The sequence below is a fragment of the Acinetobacter lwoffii genome (assembly GCF_022809915.1).
In the GTDB taxonomy this organism is placed as follows: Bacteria; Pseudomonadota; Gammaproteobacteria; order Pseudomonadales; family Moraxellaceae; genus Acinetobacter; species Acinetobacter lwoffii_M.
Window position 1 is genome coordinate 1 of the sequence record NZ_JALGQY010000008.1, and the last position, 18,521, is coordinate 18,521.

The window sequence follows — 18,521 nt, forward strand, 5'->3', positions numbered from 1 at the left end:
ATTTACTTTGAAGGTCGATTAGATGATATAATTAAAATCTAGTCAAATTTACTGACACAGAATTTTGAACGCCCTCATTTTGTCCCGTTTCCTCCATAAGCTCAGATAAAGTTTTTTCTCCACTTGACAAAAATACTAGGCGCCAACGGTTACTATCCTTTAAAGTTAGTGATTTAGTCATACGACCTTTACCGTTACCATTGATTAACATATATACGATACTTCCAAGTTCTTTTGGATTAGGGATTTCCCCTATTTCATCTAATACGAGTAGACTATCGTTATGCATAAAAGCCGTTTGTTCTAAAGCATTGCCCGTATTTCTCCACGTGCAATGATATGATTCAGGTTTACCAAAAACTGTGCACGCAACAAACTCAGCGGTGCTTTTACCTTTGCTTGATTTTCCTTTGAAATGCATACCAGTACCGTTTTGATTTAAAGGTTCGAGCAGCTGGCCACTAAAAGCTAGGCTAATGGCTAATATTAAAAAGGGATGATTTACAGCAAGCTTCGATATGTTTTGTTGCCATTCCTGTAATGTCCCCTTAGTTGAATATTTACTAAGAGAAGTATTTTCAGATTGATATACAACGATTTCTTTCTCATCGTTTTGGCCAATTGTTTTGTCCGGGAGAATAAATTGGTTTTTATACCAACCAACTCTATTAACACATACTGCTAATTGTGTTGTTGGGTAATTAGCCAAATAAATAAGAAAAAGTTTTCTTTCATATCCATTTACAGCAATGGTTACCCCTTGGTCTGCCAAAGCTTTTCTTATATCAGAGCCATCTGTTTGAAAGAATTGCATTGACATAGCCCAAGTATGTAGTATTCCTGCATCATCTACCCATTGTAAAAGACGTCCCCAACCATTTGAGCTATCATCCCGAGTTTTTGCTAGAACAATGATTGGACTACAAATAAATAATTTTTGTTCATCTTTCTCATTATCTTTGACAAACCAAATACCATTTTCAGCTATTTCAAAGTAACCATTTGCATGCCGCATTCTTTCATAAGACTTCAGCTTGACTAAAAATTCATTATCTTCCATTTCATTTAACCTCAAGCTTATGTTGACTCACGCGCAAACTCTAAAATTTCTTTTTTATTCCAACGAAGTAGACGACCGTACCTAATCGGGGTAATAGGCCCATTTTCATAAATTGCCCACCTTCTTAGGGTTTGTGGTTTCAAACCTAATAAATATGCTGCTTCATTCGTTGTTAACAGCAATTTATTAGATGCGTTTATGTTGATAGACATTATTTTCAACCTATTTAAGTGCATTCACACATAAAATCAGTTTTTATAGGGTAGATATATATGCAATAAATTGATTTTTTCTTTACCCTATGTGATTATAATATTTATTGATATAGAGATATAAATAATGGGTAGAAAAAAAAGAACTAAGGCAGAATATGCAAGAACAATCGCTTGGTATGATTTCTTAAGTGATGAAGCAAGAAATTCATGGAATTGTCGTTCTGAATATCAATTTTATAAGCAGATCTATCAAGACACTGGATATGATGTAAGTGATAATATATTTAAAAAATATAAGTTTGGCTTATCATCTCCCTCAAAAGCATGGCTGCATTATGCTGAAAGAAAAATACAAACTTCCAAAATAATATTTGAGCATCCTATTTGGAGCTTTTGTGATGGTAGCCTTGATACGCAAAAATCCATTATTGAAAAAATGTATCAACTGCCTTTGGAAACTCGACAATTAATAATTGAAGATGGATTTGGAGTCCCCACTCCCACAACCCATAATTTTTTAACTAAAATCATCTCTTCCCCTTCACTTGACAGTCTTTGTGCAATATACCTTTTATATAGTTGGGGAGAGGTCACGAACAATTGGGAGCTTAGTAATTTTTGTGCAGATTTAATGTTTACTAATTTAGAGAATATTTTAATCAACACTCCCTATCTAAGAAGAGCCCATATTTTTCTATTTGATGAACTATGTACCCGTATGTGTAAGAGAAGTCATCATTTATTGACTATAGAACAGAGAGATGTAATTGATTGGCGTAAACAAAGATCAAAAAAATGGACAGTAGATGTAAGATTAGCTTCGTTCACCGAAGAAATTCTTCTACTTAGTAATTCAAGGCTTGAGAATTTTATTTCTAATGAAAAAATCCCTATCAGTGCTATTGATAGGTTCTATCTGAATATCGGTAAAGTTAAATTTGAAAACAAATATGTTGAAACGAGATTTCAAAGGGAATACAAAAATTGCTTAAATAAATATTTTTCTATGATCATTTGATCTTTATCGTTGATTCTAGTTGCTTACCATATGCTTACTAAAATACAAAAACAAAAAAACCACTTACAATTAGTACATGTAAGTGGTTGTTTTATATGGTGGGCCCAGACAGACTTGAACTGTCGACCAACGGATTATGAGTCCGCTGCTCTAACCAACTGAGCTATAGGCCCTATATGCTGAAAACTTTATTTATCAATAAGTTCAGGCGTCATGAATACTAGCTAAGATTTTTTGGAAAGACAAGTGCTTTTATAACTGCTTGAACATTTAGGCAGCAATCATGGGCGACTTGTCTTAGCCAAAATTTCAGTTACTTAAGACTTCAGTATAGGAGGCCTATAGAAAAATGAGATACATGCTACATCATTTAAGACAAATGAGCCTGTTATCTTGAATTTAATCCGGTCTACTAAGGACAAAACTGATAGATTTAAAGTCTTAGTATATCTATAAGATATCAAAATTCTTTATTGCTCAGGCAGTAATGTTAAAGGAATAGCTTGGAACTAAAGAAGATAGAATGACTAGAATTCAGACTTCATTTCTTCGTCTTTATGTAAATCCTGCTTAATTTCGATCAAAGACCATACAATTATAAGCGCAAAAATCAATAGGGAGACTACGAAGGTTGTCATGTACGTCATACTTTTCAATCTCAGAGTAGAAAGAATAAGAAAATAGAAAATACCTAGATCAGTCTTCTTCTTCGACAAAAGTCTAATAAACAAAGTGTGCTCTGGATAGTCATTTTTTCATCATTTTAAGACTTCTTTTGTATCTAATGATATTTTTAAGATCTTAATATTGTTTTATTTATATATATTAACTCTTAATCTTGCAGCTTAAAAAGATGAATAAATCATAGATTTTTACATTATTCGCTGATTTTATTGGAAAGCCTATTGACTGTATGGGCGAACAAGATGAAATTATGCAGTTCTCTACATACAGCTTTTACTTCTCCGTACTTATGCTAAATAAATTCCTTGGCGAATCTGCATTTAAACTTGCAGGTTGGCAATATCATGTCGAACCCGATGTGCTTGAAGATAAACAGGTCATTATTGGGTTTGAACATACCTCAATGATGGATGCGGTACTGTCAATTGCCCTGTTCCAGATTTATGACCTCAAGGTTCATACCTTGATTAAAAAAGAATTATTTAAAGGACCGTTTAAACCGCTATTGAACGCTGTGGGTGGTATTCCGGTTGACCGCAAGGCCAGTAAAGATATCGTGACCCAGATGGTGGAACATTTTCAGAACAATGAAAAGTTCAATCTGGTGATTGCTCCCGAAGCAACACGGGCTAAACAAGGTGAAGCACGCAAACCAATCCGTACCGGTTTCTGGCATATTGCCAAGGCTGCCAATGTACCAATCGTGTTGTTATACGCCAATTCCAAAACCAAGCAAGGTGGCATTCTTGGCAAGATCTATCCGACAGACCTTGCGCATGACCTGGCTTTGATCAAGCAACTATATAAAGACAAGGTTGGCCTAGATATCGTTATTCCAGAATAAGCTTTTTAAAAGAAAAGCACGGACATAATCAGCGATTTTGCTTTTTATGTCCAAGTCATCTGTCTATATCAATGTATAAATAGAATTATAAATCTCCCTATCCTCTTTCTATTTTTCCTCGATATTGCACTTTTTTTGTTTTTATCCTGAAATCTCAAATCCAGGCACTTTTTTTTAAAAAAACGCTTATGGTAGAATTTCGGCATTCTGATAGGCATACAGCCAATCTACAAGGAGCATAGTTCGCATGGCGGGTCATTCCAAGTGGGCCAATATTAAACATCGCAAAGCAAAACAAGATGCGAGTCGTGGTAAAGTTTTTACCAAATACATTCGTGAATTAACCACTGCTGCAAAGCTTGGTGGTCCAGATACTGCAAGCAACCCTCGTCTACGTGCTGTGGTTGAAAAAGCATTATCAGTGAATATGACACGTGACGTGATCAACCGTGCCATTCAACGTGGTGCTGGTGGCGAAGATAACGACGACCTGAAAGAAGTGACCTACGAAGGTTATGGTGTAGGTGGTGTTGCGGTTATTGTTGAAACCATGACTGACAACTTGAACCGTACTGTGCCTGACGTACGTCATTGCTTCTCTAAAACTGATGGTAACCTAGGCACTAACGGTTCGGTGGCATTCCTGTTCACGAAACGTGGCGAGATTACTTTTGAAGATGTTTCTTTGGAAGATCAAATCATGGAAGTGGCATTAGAAGCAGGTGCGGAAGACATCGAAGTCACTGAAGATGAAATCCTGGTGATTACTACACCTGAAGCTTTCGGTGATGTTCAAGATGCTTTAACTGCTGCAGGTTTAAAATCTGACAATGCTGAAGTGGTGATGAGTCCTTCAACCAAAGCAGAAATCACCGACATCGATCAAGCGAAAAAAATCATGAAAATGATTGATATGCTTGAAGATCTGGATGATGTACAAAACGTTTATACCAACGTTGAATTCTCAGACGCAGTTTTAGCAGAACTTGATGCTTAAATATGTCTGATTCAAAAAACGCACCTTAGGGTGCGTTTTTTTATGGCTGTCCACCAACCTAGCTTTGATTAAACTTTATTGAGTAATCCGCTACAGTTAAAGACATTATATTCTTTAATCACAAAGCTGGAATGCAGTGCCACCACATGCTCAATTTTTCCAATCCGCTTAAGCAGGATTTCACTATAATTTTCCATATCTCTTGCCACGACTTCAACAATAAAGTCTGCCGACTGACCGGTGACCAAAAAGGCATTAATTACTTCGGGAATACTTTCCAGTTCTTCCAGAAATTTGGCAAAAGTATCGCTATCATGTTTGCTTAAGGATACCTGCAACAGCACATGCAGACTGAAACCTAATTTTTGGTAATTGATTTCACGTTTTAAGCCACTGATAATATTATGATCGATTAAGTGTTTGATCCTACGATGCACCGAACTGACAGATAAATTCACCCGCTCGGACAGTTCATTCAGATTGACATCTTCATGGGTCAATATTTCTAGAATATGTTTATCGAAACGATCCAGTTCCATTTTTATACTCTTATATCAATAATCAATAGATGCAGAAAATTTTGCGCCATCTCTGTTATACAATATTTATTTATTTTTCACAAAATTTTCATATTCTGAAATTTTTTTCCAAATGGGATTTCATTTTATAAATACGGTTTTCAGGATGATTTAAATGACCGTTAATCGCATTAATTAAAAATATGACCAATGGTATTTTAAGTTAAATCTTTATTTTTAAATTATTTAAATTGGCTAAACATAGCAACAGATAGGCTATTCCTCTCAGCTCCTACACGACTTAACCGTCCATCTTTTACAAGTGTATAGAAATAGATTAAAACAAAGGCGCTTTAAAAACAAAAATAGCGCATTTCAAAAATATTACACAAGGAACGGTCATGGCTTCTAAACTTTTAAGCTTGATAAAAACAAAAGTGAGTCCTGTTTTAACCGTCGAAACCCAAACGAAGAGCTTATTGGGCGGCTTATTCGGTGGAACGACATCAGGTACCCTCACCAATCTTATTGGCAATCTCACCGGATCCAATACTCAACCTTCAGTCAGCTCATTATTAAATAATCTCCTTTCTGGAAGCAGCCTGAGTACGACAAATCTCAGCAATTTATTAACTCAATTTTCTGGTTCGAATGCCTCAAGTTTAAATATTCAAAGCCTGATCAGTAGCTTAACCCAATCCAATGGCGGTAGCTTTAATATTACCCAGGTCACCAACTTATTAAAGAGCTTAATGGGGAGCAATAGCAGCAGCCTAGATCTTGAGGCTATTTCTAAACTGGTGGGCGGCTTATTGGGCGGCAGTACGGGCAATATTGATATTGGTAAAATTTCTCAACTGGTCGGTGGCCTGATCGGCGGTTCAAGTAATATTGATATCGGTGCCATCGCAGGTCTGGTCGGCAACCTAATTGGTAGCAATGGCGAGATTGATATCGCACAAATTGCCGAGTTGGTCGGTGGCCTGATCGGCGGTTCTGGCGGTTTAGGCGGCGTAGATATTGGTGCCATTGCGGGTCTGGTCAGCAACCTCATCGGTGGCAATGGTGAAATTGATATCGCACAAATTGCTCAGTTCGTTGGTGGCCTGATCGGTGGTTCTGGCGGATTGGGCGGTGTAGATATCGGTGCGATCGCGGATCTGGTTGGCAACCTGATTGGTGGCAATGGCGAGATTGATCTCGCACAAATTGCTGAATTGGTCGGTGGTCTGATCGGCGGTTCTGGCGGATTAGGTGGCGTAGACATTGGTGCCATCGCAGGCCTGGTCAGCAACCTAATTGGCGGCAATGGTGAGATTGATATTGCACAAATTGCTCAGTTCGTTGGTGGCCTGATCGGTGGTTCTGGCGGATTGGGCGGTGTAGATATCGGTGCGATCGCGGATCTGGTTGGCAACCTGATTGGTGGCAATGGCGAGATTGATCTCGCACAAATTGCTGAATTGGTCGGTGGTCTGATCGGCGGTTCTGGCGGATTAGGTGGCGTAGACATTGGTGCCATCGCAGGCCTGGTCAGCAACCTAATTGGCGGCAATGGTGAGATTGATATTGCACAAATTGCTCAGTTCGTTGGTGGCCTGATCGGTGGTTCTGGCGGATTGGGCGGTGTAGATATCGGTGCGATCGCGGATCTGGTTGGCAACCTGATTGGTGGCAATGGCGAGATTGATCTCGCACAAATTGCTGAATTGGTCGGTGGTCTGATCGGCGGTTCTGGCAGTTTAGGTGATATAGATATTGGAGCAATTGCAGGCTTGGTGGGTGGTTTAATCGGTGGCAATGCAGGCAGTGATTTTGATCTTGGTGCTATTACCAATTTAATTAGCGGCTTTGTAGGCGGAAATGCAACGGGTGGTTTTGATGTCGGTGGCTTCACTGACTTACTGAGCGGTCTGATTGCGAATGGTTCAAATGGCATAGACTTGGGTGGGTTATTAGGCAATCTCAATCTCGGTAGCGATCTGGATCTGGGTGGTATGATCGAAGGTATTTCCTCTGCTTCAAACGGCTTTGACCTAGGCAGTATTGCCGAAGGTGTTGGTCAGCTGGTTGGTAGTGGCTTTTCGATTGAATTGCCTGACCTCGGTGATCTTGTCCAAGGTGTGGGTACGACTGATTCCAATATTCATCTGTCTGCTATCCTGCCGGGCATTAAAGATACAATTCAGAATATCGGCAGTGGCGGTTCTTCATCCGGATTTGATTTTGGTTCACTCCTCAATAATTTTACTAAACATATTGATATCGACCAGCCTAATCCTTGGGGTTAATCATAATCTCATCAAAAAAACGCGCTTCATGCGCGTTTTTTAATTCTGAGAGTAGCATTTAAACTTATACACCACGCCAGTCTACCCGCGCATTACGTTCGGTTCGGTAAATACGGCAAATATATTCACCCAGTGGTAGCTCATTCAAATACTGCTGATAGTCGCGATATTCTTCGGACAAGGTTTCAAAATTTTCTTTTTCCCACGGCGTACCTGGAATCGCCAGAAGCGGTGCCAACATGGAACAGACTGCAATATCCGCCAGACCTAAACGATTTCCGACAAAATAATGCCCACCTTGGCTGACCAGCATCTGATTGAGCTGCTGTACAGCAACATCGATGTGTTGTTTAGATTCCGCCACGGTTTCCTCATTCAATGCATACCCCTTGGCCACCATCGCTTTCAATAAAGGTTTAGAAAATTTTTCAAACTGGCGCAGATAGCCCTGCTCACCAATTAAAATATCCAGAGATTCATGATCAGAAGTCAGTGCTTGAGAGAGCATCCAGCGACGGACATGACGACCCAATTCCAAAGTAATTTCATTAATTTCTAAAGCTTTATTTCGAAAATATCCTTCCGCGTGCAGTAAACGATGTTCTGGATAAGTATCATCCAGATACAGAGCAATCTGGGTGGAATCTGCGATCCATCGATCCTGATCACGCAAAATAGGCAGACGATTCTGACCTGTTTTCAGGCGGGCAAAAGCGCGGTGTACCCCGGGTATCAGATTGTGAGCAACATAGTACAGCTCTTTATGGTCCAGCATCCAACGTGCTTTTTCGCAAAAGTGAGATAAAGGAAACTGGTATAAAGTTCGCATGTATGCTCCATGTTTATCGTTATTGGATCAGGGCGTGTAGGCCGCCGTTTTATTCAGATACTTTAGTCACTCACTTTTAGAAAAACAATGTGATTTTTATTCAAAAGTAAAATACTGGCTGATTATTCCTCTATGGTTGGTGGACTCACGATACATCCCGGAAAGCTCAGCGAGTCATTTTAGGTCGTCAGAAGCATTTGATTGCAATAAACCACAAGCGCATGACCTGACTTTAGCTGTGCTTTCATGTAAAATCGGGAGCAATTTTTATATAACGCTTTTGTGAGTTATTTCATGGGTTTTAATTGCGGTATTGTCGGCTTGCCGAACGTTGGTAAATCTACACTTTTCAATGCCTTAACCAAAGCTGCTATTGCTGCAGAAAACTTCCCTTTCTGTACGATCGAACCAAACACCGGGATTGTACCTGTTCCTGATCCACGTTTAGACAAATTGACTGCAATTGTTAAACCGCAACGTGTTATTCCGACTTCTATGGAATTTGTAGACATCGCAGGTCTGGTAGCGGGTGCTTCTAAGGGCGAAGGCTTGGGTAACCAGTTCTTGGCCAACATTCGTGAAACTGATGCAATTGCTCACGTTGTGCGTTGTTTTGAAGATGAAAACGTCATTCATGTGAATGGTCGTATTGATCCACTGGATGACATCGCTACGATTAATACCGAACTTGCGCTCGCAGACTTAGATGCTGTAGCCAAAGCAATTACGCGTTTGACTAAATCTGCTAAAGGTGGTGACAAAGAAGCGCTAGCCACTAAAGCTGTATTGGAAAAAATCCAGCCTTTACTGGATGAAGGTAAACCGGCTCGCGCAGCGGACCTAGATGATGACGAACGCAAGCTGGTACGTGGCTTTGGTTTAATGACGCTTAAACCAACGATGTATATTGCCAACGTTGCTGAAGACGGTTTTGAGAACAACCCGCATTTAGATGCAGTCAGAAAATTAGCCGCTGAAGAAAATGCGATTGTGGTTCCACTTTGCAACCAGATTGAAGCTGAAATTTCATTGCTTGAAGATGAAGACCGTGCTGAATTCCTTGAAGCAATGGGCATGGAAGAACCGGGTTTAAACGTTGTAATTCGTGCAGGTTATTCACTGCTTGGCCTACAAACTTACTTCACCGCGGGCGTACAAGAAGTTCGTGCCTGGACCGTAAAAGTTGGCGCAACTGCACCACAGGCAGCGGGCGTGATTCATACCGACTTTGAAAAAGGCTTTATCCGTGCAGAATGTATCGCTTATGATGATTTCGTGCAGTACAACGGCGAAGCCGGTGCGAAAGAAGCAGGCAAATGGCGTCTAGAAGGTAAAACTTACATCGTTCAGGATGGCGATGTTTTACACTTCCGTTTTAACGTTTAAGTCATTGCTGTTAAAAAAAGCCCCTTCTTGGGGCTTTTTTATTGCTTATAAAAAGAGGATTCATACGTATAACAGGCTTCCTGGAAGCGCATAAGATCAACACATATTAACAATAATGATAACTATTCTCATATATGAATATTAAATTAGAGTGTATCTTAAATCTAATGAAAAATAACCTAACTCCATTCTCCCCAAGGAATCCTGCCAATGAGTTACACCTTGCCTGTACTGCCTTATGCTTATGATGCGCTAGAGCCTCATATCGATAGCAAGACTATGGAAATTCATCATAGCAAGCATCATCAAACCTATATCAATAATATCAATGCAGGAATCGCGGGTACAGAGTGGGAAGATTTATCAGTCGAAGCATTAATTAGCAAATTCAATGAAGTGCCCGAGCAACTCAAACAGAACGTGATCAACAATGCCGGTGGACATGCCAATCATTCCCTGTTCTGGACAGTGATGAGTCCAGACGGCGGTGGTCATCCCGAAGCTGAAATTGCCAAAGCGATCGAACATGAATTAGGAGGATTCGAGGCATTTAAAGAAGCGTTTACCCAAGCAGCGCTTAGCCGTTTTGGTAGTGGTTGGGCCTGGTTAAGTATGGCGCCAGATCAAACGCTTATTGTAGAAAGTAGCGCCAATCAGGATTCTCCGCTGATACATCGCAATATTCCCCTTTTAGGTCTGGATGTCTGGGAACATGCCTATTATTTACAGTATCAAAACCGTCGTCCGGAATATATCTCAGCTTTTTTCAATGTCGTGAACTGGAAAGAAGTAAATCGTCGTTATCTGGAAGCGTTAAACGCACTTTAAATCTTTGAGGAGATCTGCCATGTCTACACGTATGCTGATTCAACGCATGATTGGCAGCACACTCCTGATCTGCGGTGTAATGGTACTTTTATTAGAACATATGTGGATGCCCTATTTTTAAAGCTTATTTTGCTAAAAAAGCCAGTCATTCAGACTGGCTTTTTATAAGTACATTTAAATGGGCAAAGGTTTATTGCATATTGGCAATTGCAGTACCTTTTTGCTTAGGATCGGTATTTCCGAGTGCAGGATGGGCAATGGCATTCTGACATTGCAGTTTATCCCGCTCATAATCCGCCTGTTTTTGTTGCAGGCTGTTGCCATTTTCCATGGTCGTCCGCGCCCAGATTTCCAGACTGGTCAAAGCTTTACGACACAGAGCATATTTGCCTTCGGTCACCGAATCGGTCATTTTGACATTAATACGCCAGTCTGTACTCAATTTACGTGCTGGTTGACGTACCTGTGTTTCCAGCTGATCCACTTCTTTATTATAGACCAGTGGATCCACTTCATTGATCAGTTGCCATGCGGCATTGGCATAAGTCGTCGCATCATTAGTCAATTTAGGTGCCGGTTTAATTTCTGGCTTATCAGTCGATTGACTGTCATTCCCACACGCTTGTAACAATATTGCCGTGCTTATTAAAGCAGCAGTCAGCATCGCACGTGTCTTGAACATCCACATATCAGGCTCGCCAATTTAAACATTTCGGCACTATGCTATTAAATTCACGTAGAATACACAATCTTCATTTGACCCATCGTTCAACTCTCCTTCAAGGTGTGTCGTGTCTGAACCGAATCAACTCGCTACGCAACCTGCTGGCTTCTGGCAAGGTGCAAAAGATAGCCAAGCGATTATCTTCACTTATTTACCAGTGTCGTTTGCTTTTGGTGTTTCAGCCACTCAGTTTGGCTTTACCGCCTGGGAAGCACTGTTCCTGTCCTGCTCGATGTATGCAGGTGCCAGCCAGTTCCTGGTGGTTGCTCTCTTAGGTAGTGGAACATCTATCTGGATGACGGCATTAACCGTGATTGCCTTAGACATTCGTCATCTGCTTTATGGCCCTGCGTTACAAAATCTGATTCAAGACCGGCTGAATTTAAAGAAAACGGCAATCTGGTCTTGGGGTTTGACCGATGAAGTTTTTGCCTCCGGCATGATCAAGCTCTCGCAACGGCGACAGGAATGGTCAGAATCCTGGATGCTCGGTTTAAGCCTGTTTAGCTGGATGTCCTGGGCACTCGGATCTTTCCTCGGTGGCTTATTTGCCGATCAGGTCAGTAACTTGCCACAGTTCTTGCAGGCAGCACTGGATTTCTTGTTACCTGCGCTGTTCCTGAGTTTCTTGTTGGCAGCTTTTGAGAAAAAACATACTTTTGTTGTAGCTGTCACGATTCTGGTTTCTGCTGTGGCCTGTTATTTTATCGACCTGTCCGCCGCGATCTTTATCGGTATCAGTTCCGGTATTTTTGCCGGCCTATTCAAACACTATATTTTGAAGCAGCCAGATCCTGAGCACACAGGAGATCAAACATGAATCTAGAGATTATTCTGGTCGGGATTTTAGTCGGAATCGCCAATTTTGCCTCACGCTTTGGTCCTTTTTTTGTCATTCAGAAATTTCAGCAAGGTTCGCAAAAACGCGGAGCGTTGTGGCTTAAAATTGCCTTGGGTTCAATCGGTATTGCTGCGATCAGCTCTATGCTGGTGGTTGCTACCCTGCCACCTTTATTAGAAACGCCGAATAAAAGTTTTGCGATGCTGGTTGGCTTTATTGTGCTCACGGTTTTGTACTTTAAGTTTAAACGTATCGTGATGGCGACCCTAACTGCAGCACTAACCTATGGGTTGGTTTACACCTATGTTGCAGTACCCTTTTAAGCTTTAACTAGTTGATCAATTGAAACAAAGACTTATGCTAAACTTAACGTATAAGTCTTTTTTTATATAACAATGAAAACCAGGAAAGATAGCCATGTTTGCAGCGAAACTGGCAATTGAAGGAAAAATCTTTATTCATCATCAGCGCGATGAAATGTTAACCGTGTTTCATCGATATGAATTACCGGGACAGTATTTTGAATGTTTTATCAATGCTCAGAATTTTACCGGACATTTTGTTAAAGTACATGTGCAGCCGGCGGATCAAGTCCGTGTGGTTTATATTGAAAAGAATGGCACTCATCAAATTATTGCCATGCTTAATTAGAGTCAACACGTGCTGCATCTTCATCCTTTGACATTGATCTTAGGTAAGTGGAGCTTCATACATAGTATCCTGCCGAATGCTCTAAAAATTTTTGCTAGTTTATTTGCGCTCCTTATTATTCTTTTTTCAGCTACCACCTTTTCAGCAGATCAGTTCCAGCTCGCCGCCGTCTTGCGAGACAGCATTCAATTCACAGTTTTTGGGCTACTGTTATTTTTGCTGTGCTTGGTACTGCCTTTTGTATTGCCCTATGCGTATTTCCTGCATGTTCGTACATTACGTCTGTTAAAGATGCTAAATATCAATACTGAACAAGTTGCACAAATAGAAAAGCTCAAGTCTCAAAGCGGGATTTATCTTCTGCAAACGCAGTCTGACAGCGATGTGAAAATGACAGCGCCTCCTTATTAAAATCTAGAAAAACTTTATAAATAAAACTGTTGGTCAATATCACAATTTTGTATGAATCTTGGCTTAACTGTCGGCTCAGTTCTGCTATGCTAAAAGTCCATAAAATCAAGCATGGATGATCCACATGAGCGTGACTATTGGTACTCCCCTTCAATCTTCTGCCTATAAAGTTCTATTATTGGGTTCTGGTGAACTGGGCAAGGAAGTGGTGATTTCACTACAACGCCTTGGAGTCGAAGTTCATGCTGCTGACCGTTATGATCATGCCCCTGCCATGCAGGTTGCGCATTATTCCTATACCTTGAATATGGCAGATGCTGTAGAACTCAAACAACTCATCAATCAAATCCAGCCACATTTAATTGTTCCTGAAATTGAAGCGATTGCGACCGAAGTTCTGCTTGAAATAGAAGCCCAGAACATTGCTACAGTCATTCCTTCTGCTAAAGCCGTCAATCTGACCATGAACCGTGAAGGTATTCGTCGTCTGGCTGCGGAAGAACTCGGTCTGCCAACTTCAGCTTACCGTTTTGCCGACAGTTTAGAATCCTTCCGCGCGGCCTGTGACGATGTCGGCTATCCAAACTTTGTGAAACCGGTGATGTCATCTTCAGGCAAAGGTCAGTCTCGTGTTACCCGTTTTGATGAAGTCGATGCTGCCTGGGAATATGCGCAAACCGGTGGCCGGGTCAATCAGGGTACTGTGATTGTAGAATCACAAATTGACTTTGATTTTGAAATTACCTTATTGACTGTTCGTGCAAAAAATCCAGAAACCGGCGAAATCGAAACGTCTTATTGCGACCCGATCGGACATCGTCAGGACTCAGGTGATTATGTGGAAAGCTGGCAGCCTCAACCGATGACTCCAGCCGCGCTGGAAGAATCCAAGCGCATTGCCAACAAGGTCACTACAGCACTTGGTGGCTGCGGAATCTTTGGAGTGGAACTCTTTGTAAAAGGCGACAAAGTATGGTTTAGTGAGGTTTCCCCACGTCCACACGATACTGGACTGGTGACTTTAGCCTCCCAATTTCAAAGTGAATTTGAGCTGCATGCACGTGCTATTTTAGGCTTGCCGGTGAATACTGCACGACATAGTGTGGCTGCCAGTGCGGTAATTTATGCTGGAGTAGATGGCCGTAATCTTTCATTTTCTGGCCTGAATCTTGCTTTAGCAGACGGCAATACCGATTTGCGCCTGTTTGGCAAACCAGAAGGTTTTAAACGTCGTCGTATGGGCGTTGCCACGGCACGTGCAGAAACTATTGAACAGGCACGTGAACTGGCCCTCCAGGTCGCCAACCAAGTTAGCGTCAACCAAAACTAAGCTGAAATACCAACGGACGACTGTACATGATCAACACCCATCCACTGCTGAATTACGCTAAAAGCAACCATGACATTAAAGCCATCAATCAATGGCGCAGTGATGTCGAAAATCAGCTTCAGGAAAGTTTTGAAAATGGCCAGTCGATTCGGGATATTATTCTGGCGCGTTCCAACCTGATTGATGAAGCATTGCAGTTTCTCTGGCAGCATGCCGAACTGGATCAAACTGATTTGGCCCTGTTTGCAGTCGGAGGCTATGGCCGTCGTGAAATGCTGCCTTATTCTGATGTCGACATCATGATCTTGTCAGAAGACGAGATTAACCCGGAACAGGAACAACTGATTTCTACATTCATTTCATCGCTTTGGGACGTGGGGAATTTCAAACCCGGTATCAGTGTCCGCACCATCAATGAATGTGTCAATCAGGCCAGCAGTGATCTGACCGTCGCCACCACCCTGATCGAAGCCCGCCTGATTATTGGCAATGAAAACCTGTGCAAATGGCCACGTCGTATCGTGTCACGTACCTGGACTGACAAAACTTTTTTTGATGCCAAGATGGATGAGCAGCATAAACGCTATGCTCAGCACAACAATACCGAAAGCAATCTGGAACCGGATATTAAAAATGCGCCGGGTGGCATCCGTGATATCAACCAGATTGGCTGGATTGCCAAACGGCATTTCCGCGTCAATCGCATTTATGATCTGGTACATCTCGGTTTTATTTCAGAATTTGAACTCGGTGTGCTTGAGGAAGCCGAAAGTTTCCTCTGGGAAATCCGTCATCACCTGCACCGCCTGACCAAGCGCGATGAAAACCGCTTATTGTTCGATTATCAGCGTGATATTGCTGCCAAATTTGGCTATGTACGTGAAGAGGCGCATCATCCGAACTATCCAATTGAACAGTTCATGAAGCGCTATTATCGCAGTGCACAGCAAGTGTCTACGCTGAACGAAATGCTGCTGGCCTATTTTAATGAATCGGTCATTACGCCACGTTTACCGCAATATGAACGCCAGATCGAAGAAATCAACCAGAACTTTAAACTGGTCGATGGCAAACTGGCTGTGCAGCATCACAAGATTTTCTCGGAAAATCCAAACGCAATTCTGGAAATTTTCTATTTACTAGCCAATCGTCCTGAAATCGAAGGCATTCGTGCACGCACCTTACGCCTGCTGACCTTGGCGGGAAAACGCATTGATCAGGATTTCCGTGATAATCCGGTGCATCAGGCACTGTTTATGGCGATTATCCGTTCACCACATCGACTCTACGATACTATGGTCGCGATGAAGCGTTATGGCGTGCTCGGAAACTATATTCCTGCATTTGGACAAATTCTGGGACTGATGCAATATGACCTGTTCCATATTTATACGGTCGATGCGCATACCTTATTGCTGCTACGTAATTTAAACCGCTTTAAAGAACCTGAATTTGCCAAGGAATTCCCGGTAGTCAGTTCAGTATTCCAGCGTTTGACCCGTCGTGACATCGTCTATCTGGCGGCAATTTTCCATGATATTGCTAAAGGTCGTGGCGGTGATCACAGTGAACTCGGCGCTAGCGATGCGATTAAATTCTGCCGGAGCCACGGTTTTACTGAACGCGAAAGCAATCTGGTGGCCTGGCTGATCCAGAATCATCTAGTGATGTCTGTCACCGCCCAGAAAAAAGATATCTCCGATCCGGATGTGGTCAAAGAATTCGCCGAAAAAATGGGTGATATGGAACATCTGGATTATTTATACACTCTGACAGTTGCCGATATTAACGCCACCAATCCGAAGCTATGGAATACCTGGCGCGCCTCGCTGATGCGTCAGCTGTACACTCAGGCGCGCGATGTAATCCGTTCTGGTCTGGGCCGTCCGGTTGATTATCAAATGCTGATTGAAGATACTAAATTTGCAGCCAGTGAACTTCTGGTTCAGGACTTCTCACTGGATGAGGTAGAAAAAGTCTGGCAGGAACTTGGTGATGACTATTTCCTCAAAGAAACAGCAGATGAAATTGCCTGGCATACCCGTGCCATTTTACAACACGGCGATAATCCTGCCCCACTGGTGCTGATGCGGGCGCACCGTAAATATGCGCAGGATGCGGTACAGATCTTTATTTATACGCAGGATCAACCCAACCTGTTTGCCACCACCGTGGCTATTCTGGATCGTATGAATCTGGATGTACAAGACGCACGGATTATTACAGCGACTAAAGCCTTCAGTCTGGATACCTATGTGGTACTCGACCGTTTCGGTACCTTATTGACCGATCCGGAACGCGAAGCCACAGTGATTGAAGCCCTGAAAGATGCCTTGAGTCATTCAGATGAATATCCGGGTTTGATGCAGCGCCGGATCCCACGTCAATTACGTCATTTCGATATTGAAAATACAGTCGACATCAGTATCAATCCTGCCTTGAATCAAAATATGGTTGAAATTTCCACTCTCGATCACCCTGGCTTACTTGCCAAAATCGGTGGTTTATTTATGATGCAAGGCCTGGATATCCACTCTGCCAAAATTGCCACACTTGGCGAACGTGCCGAAGATATATTCTTTGTTACCAAAAAAGATGGCAACCCTATGACACCTGAAGAATCTGCTGAATTTGCAGCTGCACTTAAAACTGCACTGGATGAAGCCTCTCATCAGGTTTGTAGTCAACACTCACATTAAAACGCGGTTACTTATTCATGAACTCTAGCTTGTCTCTACTGCACCCTTATCCGTTTGAAAAGTTAAATCAGCTTTTTGCGGATATCCAGCCTGCAAATATGCCCTTAATTCCCCTGTCGATTGGTGAACCAAAGCATCCTGCACCGGAGTTTGTGAAACAAGCGATTATTGATAACTTTAAACATTTATCGACCTATCCAAACAGTAAAGGCCTGCCTGAGCTACGCGAAAGTATTGCCCAATGGCTGACACGCCGTTTTAAGCTCAATAGCATTAGTACAGACAGCAATATCCTGCCTGTTTCCGGTACGCGTGAAGCGATTTTCTCGTTTGTACAGGCTTTGGTGAATCGGGAAGAGGCACCTTATGTGGTCATGCCGAATCCGTTTTATCAGATTTATGAAGGTGCAACACTGCTCGCAGGTGCAAAACCATATTTCATCAACTGTACTGAAGAAAATAACTACCTTGGTGATTTTGATGCTGTTCCGGCAGAAGTCTGGGAAAAAACGGCACTGTTATTTGTCTGTACTCCGGGCAATCCAACCGGTGCAGTGCTGTCTAAAGAACAGTTTAAAAAACTGATTGCCCTGTCGGATCAATATAACTTTGTGATTGCTTCAGACGAATGCTATTCGGAGCTGTGGTTTGATCAGGCACCTGTAGGTTTACTGGAAGTTTGTGCTGAAATCGGCCGGGATGACTATAAAAACTGCGTGGTGTTCCATTCACTGTCTAAACGCTCTAACCTTCCGGGTATGCGTTCAGGTTTTGTTGCCGGTGATGCCAGCCTGTTAAAACCTTATTTGCAATATCGTACTTACCACGGCGCAGCGATGCCGGTACAACATCAACTGGCTTCAATCGCTGCCTGGGATGATGAAGCGCATGTGGAAGAAAACCGGGTGCAATACCGTGCCAAGTTTGATTTATTTCAACAGGAACTCGGACATTTATTGCCACTCAAAAAACCGGATGCAGGTTTCTATTACTGGTTAAAAGTTGACAATGATGAAGCCTTTGCCAAACATTTGATGGAAGAAGCACATATTAAAGTACTTCCGGGTCGTTATTTATCCCGCGATACTGAACAGGGTAATCCGGGTGAAAATCATGTACGTCTAGCACTCGTAGCCGATCTGGCGCAATGTGAAGAAGTCATTCAACGCCTGAAAGCTATTCTCTAAGTTTTAAT

Annotated in this window: 18 protein-coding genes and 1 tRNA gene; 13 read left to right on the plus strand and 6 right to left on the minus strand. The window is 42.1% G+C overall.

The features are described from left to right. Nucleotides 1-31: 31 nt before the first annotated feature. A complete protein-coding gene (locus MTX11_RS05705; protein WP_243474600.1) occupies nt 32-1,060 on the minus strand; it encodes a DUF927 domain-containing protein in 1,029 nt (342 codons plus the stop codon). 17 nt (nt 1,061-1,077) lie between these two features. Next, the gene (locus tag MTX11_RS05710) at nt 1,078-1,272 is read right to left on the minus strand and encodes a helix-turn-helix domain-containing protein (RefSeq protein WP_243474601.1); all 195 of its coding nucleotides are present in this window, start codon (nt 1,270-1,272) and stop codon (nt 1,078-1,080) included. Nucleotides 1,273-1,399: 127 nt separating this feature from the next. On the opposite strand from MTX11_RS05710, the gene MTX11_RS05715 reads away from it, so the two are divergent. Next, nucleotides 1,400-2,293, plus strand: coding sequence for a hypothetical protein (locus MTX11_RS05715; protein WP_243474602.1), 894 nt, complete (start codon nt 1,400-1,402; stop codon nt 2,291-2,293). A 96-nt stretch (nt 2,294-2,389) separates the two neighbouring features. Here MTX11_RS05715 and MTX11_RS05720 read toward each other — a convergent pair. Further along, nucleotides 2,390-2,466, minus strand: a tRNA-Ile gene (locus MTX11_RS05720). Between the two features lie 800 nt (nt 2,467-3,266). On the opposite strand from MTX11_RS05720, the gene MTX11_RS05725 reads away from it, so the two are divergent. Beyond that, nucleotides 3,267-3,821, plus strand: coding sequence for a 1-acyl-sn-glycerol-3-phosphate acyltransferase (locus MTX11_RS05725; protein WP_004278932.1), 555 nt, complete (start codon nt 3,267-3,269; stop codon nt 3,819-3,821). 247 nt (nt 3,822-4,068) lie between these two features. After that, nucleotides 4,069-4,818: a YebC/PmpR family DNA-binding transcriptional regulator gene (locus MTX11_RS05730; RefSeq protein WP_004731522.1), complete on the plus strand. Its 750-nt coding sequence runs from the start codon at nt 4,069-4,071 to the stop codon at nt 4,816-4,818. Nucleotides 4,819-4,886: 68 nt separating this feature from the next. On the opposite strand, the gene MTX11_RS05735 is transcribed toward MTX11_RS05730, so the two are convergent. Continuing rightward, nucleotides 4,887-5,357, minus strand: coding sequence for an Lrp/AsnC family transcriptional regulator (locus MTX11_RS05735; RefSeq protein WP_004645518.1), 471 nt, complete (start codon nt 5,355-5,357; stop codon nt 4,887-4,889). A 380-nt stretch (nt 5,358-5,737) separates the two neighbouring features. On the opposite strand from MTX11_RS05735, the gene MTX11_RS05740 reads away from it, so the two are divergent. Then, nucleotides 5,738-7,627, plus strand: a complete 1,890-nt coding sequence (locus tag MTX11_RS05740; protein ID WP_243474603.1) for a hypothetical protein — start codon at nt 5,738-5,740, stop codon at nt 7,625-7,627. A gap of 64 nt (nt 7,628-7,691) precedes the next feature. Here the strand turns inward: MTX11_RS05740 and MTX11_RS05745 are convergent, their stop codons facing one another. Next, on the minus strand, nt 7,692-8,456 hold the full coding sequence (locus MTX11_RS05745; RefSeq protein WP_004645522.1) for a glutathione S-transferase family protein: 765 nt from the start codon (nt 8,454-8,456) through the stop codon (nt 7,692-7,694). 294 nt (nt 8,457-8,750) lie between these two features. On the opposite strand from MTX11_RS05745, the gene ychF reads away from it, so the two are divergent. Both ychF and MTX11_RS05755 read left to right on the plus strand, forming a co-directional pair. Next, entirely contained in the window at nt 8,751-9,842 is a 1,092-nt protein-coding gene (ychF, locus tag MTX11_RS05750) for a redox-regulated ATPase YchF (RefSeq protein WP_004645523.1), read from the plus strand. Between the two features lie 210 nt (nt 9,843-10,052). Continuing rightward, nucleotides 10,053-10,670, plus strand: coding sequence for a superoxide dismutase (locus tag MTX11_RS05755; RefSeq protein ID WP_243474604.1), 618 nt, complete (start codon nt 10,053-10,055; stop codon nt 10,668-10,670). Between the two features lie 190 nt (nt 10,671-10,860). Here MTX11_RS05755 and MTX11_RS05760 read toward each other — a convergent pair whose 3' ends face one another. Then, on the minus strand, nt 10,861-11,358 hold the full coding sequence (locus MTX11_RS05760; RefSeq protein WP_005106524.1) for a hypothetical protein: 498 nt from the start codon (nt 11,356-11,358) through the stop codon (nt 10,861-10,863). A gap of 103 nt (nt 11,359-11,461) precedes the next feature. Between MTX11_RS05760 and MTX11_RS05765 the strand changes: the two genes are divergently transcribed. From MTX11_RS05765 to dapC, 7 genes are all read left to right on the plus strand, one after another. Next, entirely contained in the window at nt 11,462-12,214 is a 753-nt protein-coding gene (locus tag MTX11_RS05765; RefSeq protein WP_243474605.1) for an AzlC family ABC transporter permease, read from the plus strand. Continuing rightward, entirely contained in the window at nt 12,211-12,558 is a 348-nt protein-coding gene (gene ygaH, locus MTX11_RS05770) for an L-valine transporter subunit YgaH (protein WP_184413294.1), read from the plus strand. Before MTX11_RS05765 ends, ygaH begins: the two co-directional genes overlap by 4 nt. 94 nt (nt 12,559-12,652) lie before the next feature. Further along, on the plus strand, nt 12,653-12,886 hold the full coding sequence (locus MTX11_RS05775) for a hypothetical protein (RefSeq protein WP_243474606.1): 234 nt from the start codon (nt 12,653-12,655) through the stop codon (nt 12,884-12,886). A 9-nt stretch (nt 12,887-12,895) separates the two neighbouring features. Then, the gene (locus tag MTX11_RS05780) at nt 12,896-13,297 is read left to right on the plus strand and encodes a hypothetical protein (RefSeq protein WP_243474607.1); all 402 of its coding nucleotides are present in this window, start codon (nt 12,896-12,898) and stop codon (nt 13,295-13,297) included. Nucleotides 13,298-13,412: 115 nt separating this feature from the next. Continuing rightward, nucleotides 13,413-14,627 (plus strand): formate-dependent phosphoribosylglycinamide formyltransferase, encoded by a 1,215-nt coding sequence (gene purT / locus MTX11_RS05785; protein ID WP_171057027.1) that lies wholly within the window; start codon nt 13,413-13,415, stop codon nt 14,625-14,627. Nucleotides 14,628-14,653: 26 nt separating this feature from the next. Further along, nucleotides 14,654-17,326: a [protein-PII] uridylyltransferase gene (gene glnD / locus MTX11_RS05790; protein WP_243474608.1), complete on the plus strand. Its 2,673-nt coding sequence runs from the start codon at nt 14,654-14,656 to the stop codon at nt 17,324-17,326. A gap of 17 nt (nt 17,327-17,343) precedes the next feature. Then, nucleotides 17,344-18,513, plus strand: a complete 1,170-nt coding sequence (dapC, locus tag MTX11_RS05795; protein ID WP_243474609.1) for a succinyldiaminopimelate transaminase — start codon at nt 17,344-17,346, stop codon at nt 18,511-18,513. Nucleotides 18,514-18,521 lie beyond the last annotated feature (8 nt).

Coding starts and splice junctions, on each gene's coding strand:
- MTX11_RS05710 (WP_243474601.1), bottom strand. CDS start 1,272: ATGTCTATCAACATAAACGCATCTAATAAATTGCTGTTAACAACGAAT.
- MTX11_RS05745 (WP_004645522.1), bottom strand. CDS start 8,456: ATGCGAACTTTATACCAGTTTCCTTTATCTCACTTTTGCGAAAAAGCA.
- dapC (WP_243474609.1), top strand. CDS start 17,344: ATGAACTCTAGCTTGTCTCTACTGCACCCTTATCCGTTTGAAAAGTTA.
- purT (WP_171057027.1), top strand. CDS start 13,413: ATGATCCACATGAGCGTGACTATTGGTACTCCCCTTCAATCTTCTGCC.
- MTX11_RS05755 (WP_243474604.1), top strand. CDS start 10,053: ATGAGTTACACCTTGCCTGTACTGCCTTATGCTTATGATGCGCTAGAG.
- MTX11_RS05735 (WP_004645518.1), bottom strand. CDS start 5,357: ATGGAACTGGATCGTTTCGATAAACATATTCTAGAAATATTGACCCAT.
- glnD (WP_243474608.1), top strand. CDS start 14,654: ATGATCAACACCCATCCACTGCTGAATTACGCTAAAAGCAACCATGAC.
- ychF (WP_004645523.1), top strand. CDS start 8,751: ATGGGTTTTAATTGCGGTATTGTCGGCTTGCCGAACGTTGGTAAATCT.
- MTX11_RS05725 (WP_004278932.1), top strand. CDS start 3,267: ATGCTAAATAAATTCCTTGGCGAATCTGCATTTAAACTTGCAGGTTGG.
- MTX11_RS05705 (WP_243474600.1), bottom strand. CDS start 1,060: ATGGAAGATAATGAATTTTTAGTCAAGCTGAAGTCTTATGAAAGAATG.
- ygaH (WP_184413294.1), top strand. CDS start 12,211: ATGAATCTAGAGATTATTCTGGTCGGGATTTTAGTCGGAATCGCCAAT.
- MTX11_RS05740 (WP_243474603.1), top strand. CDS start 5,738: ATGGCTTCTAAACTTTTAAGCTTGATAAAAACAAAAGTGAGTCCTGTT.
- MTX11_RS05760 (WP_005106524.1), bottom strand. CDS start 11,358: ATGTGGATGTTCAAGACACGTGCGATGCTGACTGCTGCTTTAATAAGC.
- MTX11_RS05730 (WP_004731522.1), top strand. CDS start 4,069: ATGGCGGGTCATTCCAAGTGGGCCAATATTAAACATCGCAAAGCAAAA.
- MTX11_RS05775 (WP_243474606.1), top strand. CDS start 12,653: ATGTTTGCAGCGAAACTGGCAATTGAAGGAAAAATCTTTATTCATCAT.
- MTX11_RS05715 (WP_243474602.1), top strand. CDS start 1,400: ATGGGTAGAAAAAAAAGAACTAAGGCAGAATATGCAAGAACAATCGCT.